Consider the following 17,418-nt stretch of genomic DNA (forward strand, 5'->3'; position numbering starts at 1 on the left):
TTTAATCAGGTTAGACGCAGACGCTCGCTGAGCATCAGACGCGAATCAGCAAGCTGGTTAGCGCGGACGGCGAGCCAAGGCAACACCCGCGCCGACGAGCGCACCAATCGCACCCCACATCACCATCAAGAATGCCCGGCGTGGGCTGTCACGCTTCACCGGCTCTTCCGGCGTACGCAAATAACGATACGTCTGGAAACTGGCCTCAAGCGTTGGGCCAACGTTCAGCGTCGCCAACATCGCACGATTTTGATCGTAATCCAGTTCGTAGTGGGGGCCGCTGGTCTGCAATGTTTCCAGTCGGGCTTGAAGCATCGGCCTGCCAAGCAGGAACATTTCCGATGCGGGGATTTCGTCTGCCGGCGTATCCGTCTGGCTGCGGCTAATACCTTGCTGCTGGGCGATTTTCAACGCCAGCTCAACGCTGCGGACTTCGCGATCGTAAATCGCTTTTGCTACCGCTTCCTGACGCTTGATCTGCGACTTCATGAAAATGGTTCTGGCCGCCCAGGCCCCCTTAATTTCTTCATTCAGGTGACTGGCTGCACGCTGGCTGGCAAAAGCCACATACTGACGAAGCAACGTGTTGGAATCTTTAGAGGTTTCTGCCACCAGTTTCACGGAGTCATTGGTCTTTTTCCCGTCGTCGCGCGGCGTAAACTGAATGTTGTTAACCAATTCATCGAGCAGAGCCGCATCGGCTTTTTCATCGCCTTCCAGACGCTGCTTATAATAGTCAGTCTGCAACCAGAAATCGCGGCGGGTATCGTAAGCCGCTAATTGCATGATGAACTCGTCATAAGCATCGGCCGAAATAGACGGTTGTTCTGGCTGAGGCGCGGAAAAAGAACGGGCGTCGAGGTTACGCAGGAATTGCTGCTGCGAATAATACCCACCCAGCATATTGACCGTCGGCTTGTCGGTAATCGCTGTCGCGCTCCACTCTTGTTTAACAAGATAGGAATAACCCAGTGCCACAACGGCAAAAAGCAGGCCGATTGCTATCGGCCATACCTTTCCACGCCACAGCAGGCGAAATAAACCACGGATATCCAGTTCGTTATCAATCAACGCATTCCCGGTAGACAAGTTCTCTGATTTCATTACTTCCCCAAAATTATTTGGTCAGGATGACTGCTTTTGCTCATCAGAATGCCGCATACGGCGTTTGATTCGCTTGATAAAACGGGCGACCCGCCATGCTCGTTTCAGGCAGTAGCCATACAGCAGAAATGCAAGCAAGAATAATGCCAACATAAACCATTCGGGTATAAAAAAGAAATATTCTCCCAACACACCGACCGCGGCCAACAAGGCGGCAGCAAGCGTAATCAGTACAAACGCCTGACGGGAAGAGAAGCCAGCCCGCATCATTAAATGATGGATATGCTGTCGGTCAGGCGAGAACGGGCTCATCCCTTTGCGCAAGCGTCGATACATAATGGCGATCATATCGATCAGCGGGATAGCGATGATCCACAGTGCCGTAACCGGATTAATCGGATGCTGCGGGCCTTGCGTTGTTTGAATCAGGAGCCAGATGGCCGTGAAGCCAATCATCGTGCTACCGGCATCGCCCATGAACACCTTGTAGCGAGGTCCAAACATGCCGAGGTTAAGCAGAATATAAGGCAACGTCGCCGCAATCATGGCGAAACACCATAATGCCAGATTCGTGTGGCCGCTCAGGTACAGCAAAATGCCCATCGCCCCAAATGAGACGCTGGACAACCCGCCGAGCAATCCATCGATCCCGTCCACCATATTGAACGCATTAATTGCCGCCCAAACCGCAAACAGCGTGACCAGATAGCCAAACGGCCCCAGCCCCATCTGCCACGGACCGAAAATGAATCCCAGGTTATGTATCGTCAAGCCAGCGAAAGCCATCATCACCACGGCAACAAACGCCTGCACAACGGCACGAATTTTCACGCTGATATCAAAACGATCGTCCAGCATGCCGATAAACACCAGCACACCCGCGCACAGCAGGTAAAGACGGAAGTTGGGAATATATTGATCGGTAATGAAGTAGGTAAAGCAGATACCCGCATACACGGAGATACCACCAACCAGAGGGACAAGACCCCGATGGCGTTTACGGTAGTTGGGACGATCGACAAGCCCTATTTTACCCGCGATGCTGCGAGCAAAAAAAAGAAAGCCCAGAGAAAACAAGAAAATAAATAGTAATTCGGTACTCATAGTGAGTAAGTTCACCGTTAACAGCTGCGCTGTAGCTGTTCAGTATAGACTCGGTTTACGCCTTATATCCTATCGCCCACGTTGATCGCCAGTACAAATTGAGTGATAACCGAGACTTCCTGGTAGAAGGCCCCTTCACATCCGATCAATTAGGGGATAAAAAAACGCCACGACCCAGCGTGGCGTTCCCCGAGTTATCCGTAATGGATGAACGCCCGGATTTATGAACGTTTCATCATATCGAAGAATTCATCGTTGGTTTTCGTCATCGCCAACTTGTTGATGAGGAATTCCATAGCGTCGATCTCACCCATTGGGTGGATGATCTTGCGTAGAATCCACATCTTCTGCAATTCTTCAGAGGTAGTAAGCAGTTCTTCTTTACGCGTACCGGAACGGTTGTAGTCAATCGCCGGGAATACGCGTTTTTCTGCGATTTTACGCGCCAGGTGCAGTTCCATATTACCTGTACCTTTAAATTCTTCGTAAATCACTTCGTCCATCTTAGAACCGGTATCAACCAGCGCGGTGGCGATGATGGTCAGGCTACCGCCTTCCTCAACGTTACGCGCCGCACCGAAGAAACGCTTCGGACGATGCAGGGCGTTGGCATCCACACCACCGGTCAACACTTTGCCCGAAGCCGGAACCACGGTGTTGTAGGCACGCGCCAGACGGGTAATGGAGTCCAGCAGGATGATAACGTCTTTCTTATGCTCAACCAGACGCTTCGCCTTTTCGATCACCATTTCGGCAACCTGAACGTGACGGGAAGCTGGCTCGTCAAACGTTGACGCTACCACTTCACCTTTCACCAGACGCTGCATCTCGGTAACTTCTTCCGGACGTTCGTCAATCAGCAGCACCATCAGCACGCAGTCAGGATGGTTGTAAGCGATGCTCTGTGCGATGTTCTGCAGCAGCATGGTTTTACCCGCTTTTGGCGGTGCAACGATCAGACCACGTTGACCACGGCCGATCGGCGAAGCCAGATCCAGCACACGCGCCGTCAGATCTTCTGTCGAACCGTTACCCCGCTCCATACGCAGACGAGAGTTTGCGTGCAGCGGCGTTAAGTTTTCGAACAGGATCTTGTTGCGGGCGTTTTCAGGTTTGTCGTAGTTGACTTCGTTAACTTTCAGCAGCGCAAAGTAGCGTTCACCTTCTTTCGGCGGACGAATCTTGCCAGAAATGGTGTCACCAGTGCGGAGGTTAAAACGGCGGATTTGGCTGGGAGAAACGTAGATATCATCGGGGCCTGCGAGGTAGGAGCTGTCTGCGGAGCGGAGAAAGCCGAAGCCATCCTGCAATATCTCCAGCACACCATCGCCGAAAATATCCTCGCCGCTTTTGGCATGCTGTTTCAGAATAGCGAAGATAATATCCTGTTTGCGCATGCGGGCCTGGTTTTCCAGTCCCATATTTTCGCCAAGAGTAATTAACTCAGAAACTGGCGTATTCTTTAATTCGGTAAGATTCATAGTGGTGGGTTCTTTAACTCGGGGTAAATCTCGAACTATAACGTGAATGGTATGGCAGGATCATCCGTGCCTCTATAACAGCCTTCAACCACCGGATTCCTGTCTGGTTTCACACCTGAAGCGCATTACATCCGCGCAAAACAACATCCGCATAAACGATATCCGCATAAATCAACGGCAGGAGATCGAAGACACATAAAACCAATTATTGTAAAACTAGCAGACTGCCCAAATCGGATCACAAACGTGTTGTAAAACAATCGTCTTGTAGAACAATTACCTTGTAAAACAACGATTTTTTCGATTTCGACACAGAATAATGCTTTAGACTCTAACTTTCAGGCTTAAGCCTAAGGGCTTAAACATAGGCAAGTACGATATGCAGTGATGAAGAATCTAACACGCTTCCCGACGAGCGGCAAGCAGTCAATATGAGAATTACATATTGCCCAATTGCGCCCGCCGGCGACACCCTTTTTAGGGTATCAAGCTAATTACAGATTCGCCGTCAGGAACTCTTTCAGTTGCCCTTTCGACAGTGCGCCGACTTTCGTCGCAGCGACTTCGCCGTTTTTAAACAGCAGCAGAGTAGGAATGCCACGGATACCATATTTCGGCGCAGTAGCCGGATTTTCATCAATATTCAGCTTGGTAACCGTCAGTTTACCTTCAAACTCTTCAGCAATTTCATCCAGAATAGGAGCGATCATTTTGCAAGGACCACACCACTCAGCCCAGAAATCAACCAAGATAGCGCCCTCAGCTTGCAATACTTTCGTGCCGAAGCTGTCATCAGTCAGGTGAATTATTTTATCGCTCATATTTTACTCCGCAGGATTATTTCTACCTTGTTGGTGTAGCATTAACCAACAACGGCTTGACTTTATTTCACCGGATACGCTTTCGTAAAGCAATAGTTAGCTGATATTCTACCACACTATGAGCAAAACACACTTAACTGAACAGAAGTTTTCCGACTTCGCCCTGCACCCGCAGGTTATTGAAGCTCTTGAAAGTAAAGGGTTTCATAACTGTACGCCTATTCAGGCGTTAGCTCTGCCATTGGCTCTGTCAGGGCGTGATGTTGCGGGTCAGGCGCAAACCGGTACCGGCAAGACGCTGGCTTTTCTCGCGTCTACTTTCCATTATCTGCTTTCACACCCTGCAAACGCAGAGCGTCAGACCAATCAGCCACGTGCCTTAATTATGGCACCAACTCGTGAACTGGCTGTCCAGATTCACTCTGATGCAGAAGCGCTGTCTCATGCAACTGGGCTAAAATTAGGTTTAGCCTACGGTGGCGACGGCTACGACAAACAGCTTAAAGTGCTGGAAAGCGGCGTTGATATTCTGATCGGCACCACCGGTCGTCTGATCGATTATGCCAAGCAGAACCACATCAATCTGGGCGCGATTCAGGTCGTCGTGCTGGACGAAGCAGATCGCATGTACGATCTCGGCTTCATTAAAGACATTCGCTGGCTATTCCGCCGCATGCCCGCAACGGCACAGCGCCTGAACATGCTCTTCTCCGCTACGCTCTCCTACCGGGTGCGTGAACTCGCGTTTGAACAGATGAATAACGCCGAGTATGTGGAAGTTGAACCGGAACAGAAAACCGGCCACCGCATTAAAGAAGAACTGTTTTATCCATCCAACGAAGAAAAAATGCGCCTGCTCCAGACACTGCTGGAAGAAGAGTGGCCGGACCGCTGCATTATTTTTGCGAATACCAAGCATCGCTGTGAAGACATCTGGGGCCATCTGGCTGCCGATGGCCATCGCGTTGGGCTGCTGACGGGCGACGTCGCACAGAAAAAACGTCTGCGTATTCTGGAAGAATTTACCCAAGGTAATCTGGATATTCTGGTGGCAACGGACGTTGCAGCACGCGGTTTGCATATTCCTTCTGTGACCCACGTTTTTAACTACGATCTGCCGGATGACTGCGAAGACTACGTTCACCGTATTGGCCGTACGGGCCGTGCGGGGCAGAGTGGATTCTCTATCAGTCTGGCCTGTGAAGAGTACGCGCTGAACCTTCCGGCTATCGAAACCTATATCGGTCACGGTATCCCAGTCAGCAAATACAACAGTGACGCGCTGATGAATGATTTACCTGCGCCGAAGCGTTTAACACGTCCACCGCGTTCCAATAATGGCCCGCGCCGACACAATGCGCCACGCCGCAGCGGAGCGCCCCGTAATAACCGTAAACGAGCGGACTAACCGTCGATGCTGAGCTCTTCTTCACTTTACGCTGCCATCGATCTCGGCTCGAACAGCTTCCATATGCTGGTCACCCGGGAAACCGCAGGCAGCATTCAGACGCTGGCGAAAATAAAGCGTAAAGTCCGCCTTGCGGCAGGGCTGGATAAACAGAATCGGCTCTCGCAGGAAGCGATGCAGCGTGGCTGGCAGTGTCTACAGCTGTTCTCCGAACGGTTGCAGGACATTCCGCAGGATCAGGTGCGCGTTGTCGCGACAGCCACCCTGCGACTGGCAACGAACGCTGACGAGTTTCTGCAACGGGCTCAGGAAATTCTGGGCTTGCCGATTCAGGTTATCAGCGGTGAAGAAGAAGCACGCTTGATTTATCAAGGTGTGGCACATACGACAGGCGGCCCGGATGCGCGTCTGGTCGTGGATATTGGCGGTGGCAGTACCGAACTGGCAACGGGAATCGGCGCAAAAACGACTCAGTTGATCAGCCTCCCGATGGGATGCGTAACGTGGCTGGATCGCTATTTCAGTGACCGCAATCTGGAAGCCGGTAATTTTGAACGCGCTGAACAGGCGGCGCGTGAAATGTTGCGCCCTGTCGCGTCCTCTCTGCGTGAGCAGGGTTGGCAAATCTGCGTCGGCGCTTCCGGCACAGTCCAGGCGCTACAGGAAATTATGGTCGCGCAGGGAATGGATGAATACATTACTCTGCCGAAGCTCAGACAGCTTAAAGAGCATGCGATTCAATGCGATAAGCTGGAAGAATTGGAAATTGATGGCCTGACGCTGGAACGCGCGCTGGTTTTCCCCAGCGGATTAGCCATTCTACTGGCGATCTTCCAGGAACTCGACATCAAAACGATGACGCTGGCCGGAGGCGCGCTGCGTGAAGGACTGGTCTATGGCATGCTGGATCTTCCTGTCGATCAGGATATTCGTCACCGTACGTTAGCAACGCTGCAACGCCGTTATCTGCTGGATACCGAACAGGCTAAACGCGTCAGTGCATTGGCGGACAACTTTCTGCAACAGGTTGCCCGTGACTGGCAGTTAGATAATCGGGCTCGTGAGTTACTGCGCAGCGCCTGTCTGGTTCACGAAATCGGTTTGAGCATCGATTTTCGCCAGTCGCCCCAGCATGCAGCCTATTTGATTCGCCATAGCGATCTCCCCGGCTTTACGCCCGCCCAGAAAAAGCTGTTAGCGACACTCCTGCAAAACCAGATTAACCCTGTCGATTTAATGCCGCTCAGTCAGCAGAATGCGCTGCCGGTCAATCAGGCACAGCGCCTGTGCCGCCTGTTGCGTCTGGCGATTATTTTTGCCAGCCGCCGCCGTGATGACACGCTGCCAGCCGTACGATTACGCGTAGAAGGCGAAGCGTTACGTTTGATTCTGCCTGCCGGCTGGCTGGCTCAGCACCCGTTACGGGCAGAAATGCTGGAACAGGAAAGCCGCTGGCAGAGCTACGTACACTGGCCGCTGATGTTGGAAGAAACCACAGCTTAACGGATATATATTATACCCTAAATAGTTCGGGTTGCAGGAAGGCGGCAAGCGCACGACAAATCGGTGTCAGCCCGATTTGAACAGCGTGAACGCTGGCCCGAAGGGGGAGTCTCATTTATGAGACTCATTAATCCCCAGGAGCTTACACCAGCAAGTGACTGGGGTGAGTAAGGGAAGCCAACGCACATGCAGCTTGAAGTATGACGGGTATATCTACTCCCCTTTTGCTTTCGCTAACATCGCCCGAATATTAGCGACATTCGTCTGACCCTTCTGCATACGCTCTTGTGCGCTAACCACTTTTCTTTCCGTTTCCCACACCACATCATCCTGCGGCAGTTCAAGCAGGAAACGGCTCGGCTCAGGGCGCACCAACTCGCCATACTGGCGGCGTTCTTTACACAATGTGAAGAACAGTTCGCGCTGAGCACGCGTAATCCCCACGTATGCCAGACGACGCTCTTCGTCGACGTTATCTTCATCAATGCTGCTCTGGTGCGGCAACAGACCTTCTTCCATCCCAACTAAAAAGACGTACGGGAATTCCAAGCCTTTGGACGCATGTAGCGTCATTAGCTGAACCTGATCCAGTTCCTCTTCACTCTCTCCCCGTTCCATCATGTCCCGCAGCGTGAAGCGCGTTACGACCTGCGTCAGCGTCATCGGCTCATCCAGATCGGAGCCTTCCAGCATTTCCGTCATCCAGCTGAATAGCTGATTGACGTTCTTCATCCGCATTTCTGCGGCTTTTGGGCTCGGCGAGGTTTCATACAGCCAGCTTTCGTAGTCCAGCCCATGAATCAGGTCGCGCACGGCGGCGACCGGTTCACGCTCTGCCAGACGGGCGATTTCCGCCAGCCACTGGGTAAACCGTTGCAGGGACTCCAGCCCACGACCGGTCAGCGTCTGGCTCAGCCCAAGATCAAAACTCGCGCTGAACAGACCTTTATTGCGCTGCCCTGCCCACTCGCCCAGTTTCTTCATCGTCGCCGGGCCAATTTCACGCTTGGGCGTGTTCACAATACGTAAGAACGCGCTGTCATCGTCTGGATTGGTCAGTACGCGCAGATAAGCCAGTAAATCTTTGATTTCAGGTCGGGAGAAAAACGACGTGCCGCCGGAGATACGATACGGAATACGGTTCTGCATCAGCATCTTTTCAAACAGACGCGATTGATGGTTGCCACGATACAAAATGGCATAGTCGCCGTACTGGGTCTTTTTAATAAAGTGATGGGCAATCAGCTCACCAACGACCCGCTCCGCTTCGTGATCTTCATTGTTGGCGGTAATCACTTTGAGTTCATCGCCGTAACCCAGCTCCGAGAACAGACGCTTTTCAAAAACGTGCGGGTTATTGGCGATGAGAATATTGGCGGCTTTCAGAATGCGCCCGGACGAGCGGTAGTTTTGTTCCAGCTTGATCACGTCAAGCGCGGGGAAATCCTGCTGTAGCAACACCAGATTCTGTGGTCGCGCACCACGCCAGGAGTAAATAGACTGATCGTCATCACCTACGACGGTAAAACGCGCGCGGGTGCCTACCAGCAGCTTAACCAGCTCATACTGGCTGGTGTTGGTGTCCTGATATTCATCCACCAGCAGGTAGCGTAAGCGGTTCTGCCAGCGTTCACGCACCTCCGCGTTCTGCTTCAGCAACAGCGTGGGCAGCAAAATCAGATCGTCGAAGTCCAGTACGTTACAGGCACGTAAGTGATCGTGATAGAGCGAGTAGCAATGCACAAACAGTTTATCGCGTTCGGAACGGGCGGTTGCTGCCGCGCCGGCAGGATCGATCAGATCGTTTTTCCAATTTGAGATCGTCGAGATCAGCTGTTGCAGCAGAACCTTATCGTTTTCCAGCCACTGTTCCGTCAGCTCTTTCAGCAGCGCCATCTGGTCCTGATCGTCAAACAATGAGAAATTGGATTTCATGCCCAACGCGACGTATTCACGTTTGATGATCTCCAACCCCAGCGTATGGAAGGTCGCGATCATTAACCCACGCGTTTCTTTACGCCCCAGCGTTTGCGACACACGCTCCTTCATCTCTCGCGCCGCTTTGTTGGTAAACGTCACAGCGGCAATGTGCTTAGCCTGATAGCCACACTGGCGGATAAGGTGCGCGATTTTGTTGGTGATAACGCGGGTCTTGCCTGAACCTGCGCCCGCCAGCACCAGACAAGGTCCGGTGACGAATTCGACGGCGTGTTGTTGGCTGGGGTTTAAGCGCATAACGATCTTGCTCACTCATAAAACGGAAGGCGATTGTAGCAGAAAGCCGTATCGATCTTGACCAGGGATTTGTTATTAAGGAAAGCACATCGCAGTCCACATCTTGCGTTGCAAATGTTACATTGCGCGCCGGAATCTCTTTTGCAAAAAAGGTAATAACATGGCAAATACCGCAGCAGCCCTACACATCCTGGTAGACACTGAGCAGGAAGCTACTGAAATTCTTGCGCAACTGGAAAAAGGTGCAGACTTCCAGAAACTGGCACAGAAGCACTCGACCTGCCCGTCAAAACGCAACGGCGGCGATTTAGGTGAATTTCGTAAAGGCGACATGGTGCCAGCATTCGATAAGGCGGTGTTTTCCTGCGAATTGCTGAAGCCGTTTGGTCCGGTGAAAACCCAGTTTGGTTACCACGTAATCAAGGTGCTTTATCGCAATTAAGTTGTATCGCAATGAAGTCGCCACGCCGACACCCCCGAACATGAAAAACGCGCCGACCTTCTGGTTTGGCGCGTTTTTTCTATTAAATGCCTTATTAACCTATCGTCATCAGGCTGGCATTGCCGCCCGCAGCAGCGGTATTAATACTCAGGGAACGTTCGGTCAACAGACGCTCCAACTGAACGTGGGTATCGCCCTGCGCATAGCCTAACGGCTGGATAATCGGGCCATCGCGCTCTGCAAGCGCCTCACTCAGTTGCCGTAATCGATCGGCATCCCCATGATAAATGACGCCATGAAAAGACACACCTTGCCGCTGCCAGTCAGGCGTGAACTGAATATACGACTGCACGCCGGCGGGTAAACGGCCGTAAAGCGTTTTCTCCTGCTCGCCTTCCTGCCACAACAACTCCCCGCCCGTTGCCAACACCGCCGCCGTCTGAATCAAGCGATCGTCCTCATTATCCGCCAGACATAAAATCCGCTCGCGCGGCAGCAGCGTATAGGAATTACTTTCCCCTGTCGGGCCGGGCAACAGCCGCGTTGTCCCACTAACGCTATATTCTCTATAGCGCTGGCATAACATCGCTAGCCCGTGACGCTCCTCAGCAATCGCCCAGTCTTCCAGCGCCTGTAGCCCCGCCAGCAGCGCCTGTTCACGGTTCTGCTGTGCGAATTCTGCCGCAAGCGCGTCGTCCGGCCGATGTGCCAGCAAACGGTACAGATAAAGCGGCCCGCCCGCCTTTGGTCCGGTTCCTGATAAGCCTTCCCCACCAAACGGTTGAACACCGACAACGGCACCGACCATATTACGGTTCACATATTGATTACCCACCTTCGCCTTGCCCGTCACACGCAGGATAGTTTCATCAATGCGGGTATGCACACCCAGCGTCAGACCGTATCCCGCCGCGTTGATCTGCGCAATCACGGCATCCAACTGCTGGCTTTGATAGCGAACTACGTGTAAAACTGGACCAAAAACTTCTTTTTTCAGCTCGTCTATCTTGCCCAGCTCGATCAGGGTCGGCTTCACAAACGTCCCGTGCCGCCACGTCTCCTCATCCTGCGGATACGCTGCCTGAAATACCGTATGGCCTTTCGACCGCATCGTCTGGATATGCAGTTCCACGTTCTCTTTCGCTTCCACGTCAATCAGCGGACCGATGTCGGTCGATAACCGCTCAGGATTGCCCATTCGACACTCCGCCATCGCGCCACGCAGCATAGCCAGAGTGCGATCCGCAATATCCTCTTGCAGGCACAGCAGACGCAGCGCCGAGCAACGCTGTCCAGCGCTGTCGAACGCAGAGGCGATAACGTCATTCACCACCTGCTCCGTCAGCGCAGACGAATCGACAATCATCGCATTCAGTCCACCCGTTTCGGCAATCAGCGGCGTCAAACGCCCCTGTGGATCGAGCCTGCCCGCGATGCTGCGTTGCAGGGTTTTGGCAACGGCCGTCGATCCGGTAAACACCACGCCGCGTACCCGTTCATCGCTGACCAACGCGGCACCAATCGTTTCTCCCTGTCCGGGCAGCAGTTGCAGCACACCCAGAGGAATGCCCGCCTCATGTAAAATACGCACCGCCTGTGCCGCAACCAGCGGCGTCTGTTCAGCCGGTTTCGCCAGCACGCTGTTTCCTGCCGCCAGTGCGGCAGAAATTTGGCCGGTGAAGATCGCCAGCGGGAAATTCCACGGGCTGATGCAAACCACCGGCCCCAGCGGACGATGGGTATCATTGGTGAATGAATCCCGAACCTGCCCCGCGTAATAGCGCAAGAAGTCCACCGCTTCGCGCACTTCGGCAATCGCGTTACTGAAGGATTTACCCGCTTCCCGCACCAGCAGTCCCAGCAGACTTTGCAACTGCCCTTCCATCAGCGAGGCGGCCTGATTCAATATCGCGGCCCGCTCTGCGGGTGGCGTCGCAAACCAAATGGTGCCAGCATGTACTGCGGCATCTACCGCCTGCTCAACATCCGCCACCGAGGCATCGAGAACGTAGCCCACCACATCGTGCATATCTGCGGGATTCACGACAGGTCTTTCTTCACTCGCCTCGCTTTCCCCCTCAATCATTGGCGCGGCATACCACGGCTGTGACGCATGATTCAGCAACGCGCTGGAGAGCGAAGCCAGCCGGTGCTCGTTCGAGAGATCCAGTCCGCTCGAATTTTGCCGTTCCCGTCCATATAGCTGACGTGGCAGAGGAATCTTGGGATGAGGTGCGCCCATGCTCCATTCCACTTTTGCCAGCGCCTCTACGCCACGAATCGGATCGGCAATCAGCGTTTCCAGCGCCATTGAGGTATCCGCAATGCGGTTAACAAACGAGGTATTCGCGCCGTTTTCCAGCAGGCGTCGCACCAGATAAGCCAGCAGCGTTTCATGGGTTCCGACCGGAGCATAAATACGGCACGGACGGTTCAGTTTTCCATCAGCAACCGCGCCCACCACCTGATCGTAAAGCGGTTCCCCCATGCCGTGCAGGCACTGGAATTCATACTGCCCAGGATAATAATTGTTGCCCGCCATGTGGTAGATCGCGCTTACCGTCTGCGCGTTGTGCGTGGCAAACTGCGGGTAAATCAGATTCGGGACGGCCAGTAGCTTCCGAGCGCACGCCAGATACGACACATCGGTATAGACCTTACGCGTGTAGACTGGGTAGCCTTCCAGCCCGTCAACCTGCGCGCGCTTGATTTCACTGTCCCAGTACGCTCCTTTCACCAGACGAATCATCAGCCGCCGACGGCTGCGCTGTGCCAGCTCAATCAACGCATCAATCACATACGGGCAACGTTTCTGATAAGCCTGAATGACAAACCCAACGCCGTTCCACCCCGCCAACTGCGGCTCCATGCAGAGTTTTTCCAGCAGATCGAGCGAGATCTCCAGTCGATCGGCTTCCTCCGCATCAATATTGATCCCGATATCGTACTGACGCGCCAGCAGCGTCAGCATCAACAAACGCGGATAAAGTTCCTCCATCACACGATCATACTGCGACCGGCTATAGCGGGGATGCAGCGCCGACAGCTTGATGGAGATGCCCGGCCCTTCGTAAATCCCGCGCCCGTTCGAGGCTTTGCCGATAGCATGAATCGCCTGTTGATAGGCCGACAGATACGCGGCAGCATCATGTTCCGTCAGCGCGGCTTCACCTAACATGTCGTAAGAGTAACGGAAGCCTTTATTCTCCCGTTCACGGGCATTCGCCAGCGCTTCGCCGATAGTTTCCCCGGTGACAAACTGCTCTCCCATCAGCCGCATAGCCATATCGACACCTTTGCGGACAAGCGGCTCGCCGCTTTTCCCGATGATGCGGTTCAGCGAATTCGAGAGGTTCACTTCGTTGTGCGTCGCCACCAGCTTTCCGGTAAACAGCAGTCCCCAGGTTGCAGCATTCACAAAGAGTGACGGACTGTGACCAAGATGCGCCTGCCAATTTCCCCGACTGATCTTGTCGCGAATAAGCGTATCACGCGTGGATTTATCGGGAATACGCAGCAGCGCTTCGGCTAAGCACATCAGCGCCACCCCTTCCTGAGAAGAAAGTGAGAATTCCTGTAGCAGTCCTTGCACAATGCCCGCACGCCCATTTCCGGCTTTCTGACCACGTAATTTCTCTGCCAGTTGATAAGCCAGTTTTTGCGTTAACTGCGACATTTCATCGGTAAGTCTTGCCTGTTCGAGCAAGATAGGAACCAGTTCACTTTCGGGGCGGCGGTAAACAGAAGTTATGGCGGCGCGGATAACGGACTGCGGAAGAATGTGCTCGGCGAAATCAAGAAAGGGTAGGTGGGTTTCTTCTTCCTGAGATTGCGGCATAATCTCTTCCGCTTCAATGTGGCTGACATTCGCCCATTGCGGTGTTTCAGGAGTGTCGAGGCCGCTTTCGAGGCGTTCGAGGTAATGGAAAATAGCCTGTTTGATCAGCCAGTGCGGTGTACGATCAATACGCTGGGCTGCCGCCTTGATACGTTCGCGCGTTTCCTCATCGAGTTTTACACCCATCGTGGTAGAGCCCATAGAGTCCACTCCTGTCATGAGAAGATGCACATCGGGATAACGTCAATATCAACCATGTTGCAACTTTGTGCAACCTTGTTAACAAACGGATCGGTTGCAGCCCATCATCACCGTCAGACCTCGTTCCGGCCTGAGTGATTACTATAAAACACAGCGTCGCCGCGACAGCGGCACGAAAAATAATGTGGAGAGTTGAATGACAATAAGCACACCTATGCTGGTGACGTTTCTATTGTATATTTTCGGGATGGTTCTCATCGGCCTGTTTGCCTACCGCGCCACCAATAACTTTGGCGATTACATTCTGGGCGGACGCCGGATGGGAAGCGTGGTAACCGCGCTGTCGGCTGGCGCTTCCGATATGAGTGGCTGGCTGCTCATGGGATTACCGGGCGCTATTTTCATTGCCGGGATTTCTAAAAGCTGGATCGCGATCGGCCTGACGTTAGGCGCGTACCTGAACTGGAAATGGGTCGCCGGACGCCTGCGCGTACACACTGAGGTAAACCACAACGCGCTCACCCTGCCTGACTATTTCACCCACCGCTTTGAAGATAACAGTAAATTACTGCGCGTGATCTCCGCGTTAGTCATCCTGATTTTCTTCACGATCTATTGTGCATCCGGCGTGGTCGCTGGAGCGCGCCTGTTTGAAAGTACCTTCGGTATGAGTTACGGCACCGCGTTGTGGGCCGGTGCAGCAGCCACCATCGCATATACCTTCATCGGCGGCTTTCTCGCCGTAAGCTGGACGGACACCGTTCAGGCCAGCCTGATGATTTTCGCCCTGATTCTGACGCCAGTGATCGTCATCCTGTCTCTTGGAGGAATTGATAGCTCACTGATGGTGATTGAAGCGAAAAACCCGGCCAACCTGGATATGTTCCGAGGACTGAATTTTGTCGCTATCCTCTCGCTGATGGGCTGGGGTCTGGGCTATTTCGGTCAACCGCACATTCTGGCGCGTTTTATGGCCGCCGATTCGCACCACACGATCCACAGCGCACGCCGCATCAGTATGACCTGGATGATTCTTTGTCTGGCTGGTGCCGTGACGGTAGGCTTCTTCGGCATTGCTTACTTCCACAACAACCCGGATCAGGCAGGTAACGTGACGCAAAACAGCGAACGCGTCTTTATCGAGCTATCCATGCTGCTGTTCAATCCGTGGATTGCCGGGGTGCTACTGTCTGCGATTCTGGCTGCCGTGATGAGTACGCTAAGCTGCCAGCTGCTGGTGTGCTCCAGCGCCATCACCGAAGATTTATACAAGCCGTTCCTGCGCAAAAACGCCAGTCAGCAAGAGCTGGTGTGGGTGGGCCGCGCCATGGTGCTGTTAGTGGCTATCATCGCTATCGCGCTGGCGCTTAATCCTGAAAACCGCGTGCTGGGTCTGGTGAGCTATGCCTGGGCTGGGTTCGGTGCCGCATTCGGACCGGTGATTTTGATTTCCCTGCTGTGGCCGCGCATGACGCGCAACGGTGCCCTGTTCGGCATGATCGTGGGCGCAACAACCGTGCTGATCTGGGAACACTACGCCTGGCTGGGCCTGTATGAAATTATCCCAGGTTTCATCTTCAACAGCCTGACCATTTTTATCGTCAGCCTGCTGGGTAAAGCGCCATCAAAAGCGATTACCGATCGCTTCAATCAGGCGGAAGAACAATATAAGTCCGTTTGATAAAAAACGTACGTTTGCTATTGCTACAAAAGCCCGGCGATAAAAGCGTTCGTTGATAAAAAAGAGGGCACAGCCAATGCTGTGCCCTCTTCTATTTCGATCACTGACGGAAATTAACCCGCAACAGCGATACGCTTCATGTCTTTCATGTAACCGCGCAGCGTGTGGCCTACGGTTTCGATTGGGTGATTACGGATCGCTTCGTTAACATCACGCAGCTGCGCGTTGTCCACTTCGGTGCCTGCTACCGCTTTGCCCAGATCGCCTGGCTGCAGGGATGCCATGAATGCATCTTTCAGCAATGGAACGGCAGCGTTAGCAAACAGGTAGTTACCGTATTCAGCGGTATCAGAGATAACCACGTTCATTTCATACAGACGCTTACGCGCAATGGTGTTAGCGATCAGCGGCAGCTCATGCAGTGATTCGTAGTAAGCCGACTCTTCGATGATGCCAGAGCTCACCATGGTTTCAAACGCCAGCTCAACGCCCGCTTTCACCATCGCAACCATCAGCACGCCGTTATCAAAGTATTCTTGCTCAGCGATTTTACCGTCGAACTGCGGTGCGTTTTCGAATGCCGTTTTACCGGTCTCTTCACGCCAGGTCAGAAGTTTCACGTCATCGTTCGCCCAGTCAGCCATCATGCCGCTGGAGAATTCGCCGGAGATGATGTCATCCATGTGTTTCTGGAACAGCGGCGCCATGATGCCTTTCAGCTGCTCAGACAGTGCGTAAGCACGCAGTTTTGCTGGGTTAGACAGGCGATCCATCATCAGCGTGATCCCGCCCTGCTTCAGCGCTTCGGTGATGGTTTCCCAGCCGAACTGAATCAGTTTTTCTGCATAAGCCGGATCGGTGCCTTCAGCAACCAGTTTGTCGAAGCTCAGCAGAGAACCCGCTTGCAGCATACCGCACAGAATGGTCTGCTCACCCATCAGGTCAGATTTCACTTCCGCAACGAAAGAGGATTGCAGAACGCCAGCACGGTGACCACCGGTTGCCGCAGCCCACGCTTTAGCGATGGCCATACCTTCGCCTTTCGGATCGTTTTCCGGGTGAACCGCGATCAGCGTTGGTACGCCGAAACCACGTTTGTATTCTTCACGTACTTCCGTACCCGGGCACTTCGGTGCCACCATCACGACGGTGATGTCTTTACGGATTTGCTCGCCCACTTCAACGATGTTGAAGCCGTGAGAGTAGCCCAGCGCAGCGCCCTGTTTCATCAGCGGTTGTACCGCCTGAACGACTGCTGAGTGCTGTTTGTCCGGCGTCAGGTTAACCACCAGGTCAGCCTGCGGGATCAGATCTTCGTAGGTACCAACGGTGAAGCCGTTTTCGGTCGCTTTGCGCCATGATGCGCGTTTTTCGGCAATCGCTTCAGCACGCAGGGCGTAAGCGATATCCAGACCAGAATCGCGCATGTTCAGACCCTGGTTCAGACCCTGAGCACCACAGCCGACGATCACCACTTTTTTCCCTTTCAGGTAGCTCGCCTCATCGGCAAATTCATCACGCCCCATGAAGCGGCACTTGCCTAATTGATCCAGCTGCTGACGCAGGTTTAATGTGTTGAAATAGTTAGCCATGTCGTGCT

Annotated in this window: 11 protein-coding genes; 4 read left to right on the forward strand and 7 right to left on the reverse strand. The window is 53.4% G+C overall.

Annotated features, from left to right (window positions below):
* Positions 1-57 precede the first annotated feature (57 nt).
* The 4 genes from wzzE to trxA form a co-directional block, all read right to left on the reverse strand.
* A complete protein-coding gene (gene wzzE / locus ACIPUG_RS14725) occupies positions 58-1,104 on the reverse strand; it encodes an ECA polysaccharide chain length modulation protein (RefSeq protein ID WP_039286255.1) in 1,047 nt (348 codons plus the stop codon).
* 21 nt (positions 1,105-1,125) lie between these two features.
* On the reverse strand, positions 1,126-2,223 hold the full coding sequence (wecA, locus tag ACIPUG_RS14730; protein ID WP_094370123.1) for a UDP-N-acetylglucosamine--undecaprenyl-phosphate N-acetylglucosaminephosphotransferase: 1,098 nt from the start codon (positions 2,221-2,223) through the stop codon (positions 1,126-1,128).
* A 206-nt stretch (positions 2,224-2,429) separates the two neighbouring features.
* Complete coding sequence (rho, locus tag ACIPUG_RS14735) at positions 2,430-3,689, reverse strand: transcription termination factor Rho (protein ID WP_010283881.1); 1,260 nt, start codon at positions 3,687-3,689, stop codon at positions 2,430-2,432.
* A 494-nt stretch (positions 3,690-4,183) separates the two neighbouring features.
* Positions 4,184-4,510 (reverse strand): thioredoxin TrxA, encoded by a 327-nt coding sequence (gene trxA, locus ACIPUG_RS14740; RefSeq protein WP_010283883.1) that lies wholly within the window; start codon positions 4,508-4,510, stop codon positions 4,184-4,186.
* A gap of 118 nt (positions 4,511-4,628) precedes the next feature.
* Between trxA and rhlB the strand changes: the two genes are divergently transcribed.
* Positions 4,629-5,918, forward strand: coding sequence for an ATP-dependent RNA helicase RhlB (rhlB, locus tag ACIPUG_RS14745; protein ID WP_014916953.1), 1,290 nt, complete (start codon positions 4,629-4,631; stop codon positions 5,916-5,918).
* Positions 5,919-5,924: 6 nt separating this feature from the next.
* Positions 5,925-7,421, forward strand: a complete 1,497-nt coding sequence (ppx, locus tag ACIPUG_RS14750) for an exopolyphosphatase (protein ID WP_205566980.1) — start codon at positions 5,925-5,927, stop codon at positions 7,419-7,421.
* A gap of 213 nt (positions 7,422-7,634) precedes the next feature.
* Here the strand turns inward: ppx and rep are convergent, their stop codons facing one another.
* Positions 7,635-9,656 carry a DNA helicase Rep gene (gene rep, locus ACIPUG_RS14755; protein ID WP_014916955.1) on the reverse strand — a complete coding sequence of 674 codons (2,022 nt, stop codon included), beginning with the start codon at positions 9,654-9,656 and terminating at the stop codon, positions 7,635-7,637.
* A gap of 160 nt (positions 9,657-9,816) precedes the next feature.
* On the opposite strand from rep, the gene ppiC reads away from it, so the two are divergent.
* Entirely contained in the window at positions 9,817-10,098 is a 282-nt protein-coding gene (gene ppiC, locus ACIPUG_RS14760; protein ID WP_039277727.1) for a peptidylprolyl isomerase PpiC, read from the forward strand.
* A 94-nt stretch (positions 10,099-10,192) separates the two neighbouring features.
* Here ppiC and putA read toward each other — a convergent pair whose 3' ends face one another.
* Entirely contained in the window at positions 10,193-14,137 is a 3,945-nt protein-coding gene (gene putA, locus ACIPUG_RS14765) for a trifunctional transcriptional regulator/proline dehydrogenase/L-glutamate gamma-semialdehyde dehydrogenase (RefSeq protein ID WP_400338956.1), read from the reverse strand.
* Positions 14,138-14,333: 196 nt separating this feature from the next.
* Between putA and putP the strand changes: the two genes are divergently transcribed.
* Positions 14,334-15,818, forward strand: a complete 1,485-nt coding sequence (gene putP, locus ACIPUG_RS14770; RefSeq protein WP_400338958.1) for a sodium/proline symporter PutP — start codon at positions 14,334-14,336, stop codon at positions 15,816-15,818.
* A 113-nt stretch (positions 15,819-15,931) separates the two neighbouring features.
* On the opposite strand, the gene ilvC is transcribed toward putP, so the two are convergent.
* Positions 15,932-17,410: a ketol-acid reductoisomerase gene (ilvC, locus tag ACIPUG_RS14775; protein WP_010283900.1), complete on the reverse strand. Its 1,479-nt coding sequence runs from the start codon at positions 17,408-17,410 to the stop codon at positions 15,932-15,934.
* Positions 17,411-17,418: the final 8 nt, after the last annotated feature.

Source organism: Pectobacterium sp. CHL-2024 (genome assembly GCF_044751765.1).
GTDB classification, from domain to species: Bacteria; Pseudomonadota; Gammaproteobacteria; order Enterobacterales; family Enterobacteriaceae; genus Pectobacterium; species Pectobacterium brasiliense.

What these genes read in the sequence shown, in the direction of transcription:
- ppiC (WP_039277727.1), top strand. Translation starts at nt 9,817, where the DNA reads ATGGCAAATACCGCAGCAGCCCTACACATCCTGGTAGACACTGAGCAG.
- rhlB (WP_014916953.1), top strand. Translation starts at nt 4,629, where the DNA reads ATGAGCAAAACACACTTAACTGAACAGAAGTTTTCCGACTTCGCCCTG.
- putA (WP_400338956.1), bottom strand. Translation starts at nt 14,137, where the DNA reads ATGGGCTCTACCACGATGGGTGTAAAACTCGATGAGGAAACGCGCGAA.
- putP (WP_400338958.1), top strand. Translation starts at nt 14,334, where the DNA reads ATGACAATAAGCACACCTATGCTGGTGACGTTTCTATTGTATATTTTC.
- wzzE (WP_039286255.1), bottom strand. Translation starts at nt 1,104, where the DNA reads ATGAAATCAGAGAACTTGTCTACCGGGAATGCGTTGATTGATAACGAA.
- ilvC (WP_010283900.1), bottom strand. Translation starts at nt 17,410, where the DNA reads ATGGCTAACTATTTCAACACATTAAACCTGCGTCAGCAGCTGGATCAA.
- ppx (WP_205566980.1), top strand. Translation starts at nt 5,925, where the DNA reads ATGCTGAGCTCTTCTTCACTTTACGCTGCCATCGATCTCGGCTCGAAC.
- trxA (WP_010283883.1), bottom strand. Translation starts at nt 4,510, where the DNA reads ATGAGCGATAAAATAATTCACCTGACTGATGACAGCTTCGGCACGAAA.
- rho (WP_010283881.1), bottom strand. Translation starts at nt 3,689, where the DNA reads ATGAATCTTACCGAATTAAAGAATACGCCAGTTTCTGAGTTAATTACT.
- rep (WP_014916955.1), bottom strand. Translation starts at nt 9,656, where the DNA reads ATGCGCTTAAACCCCAGCCAACAACACGCCGTCGAATTCGTCACCGGA.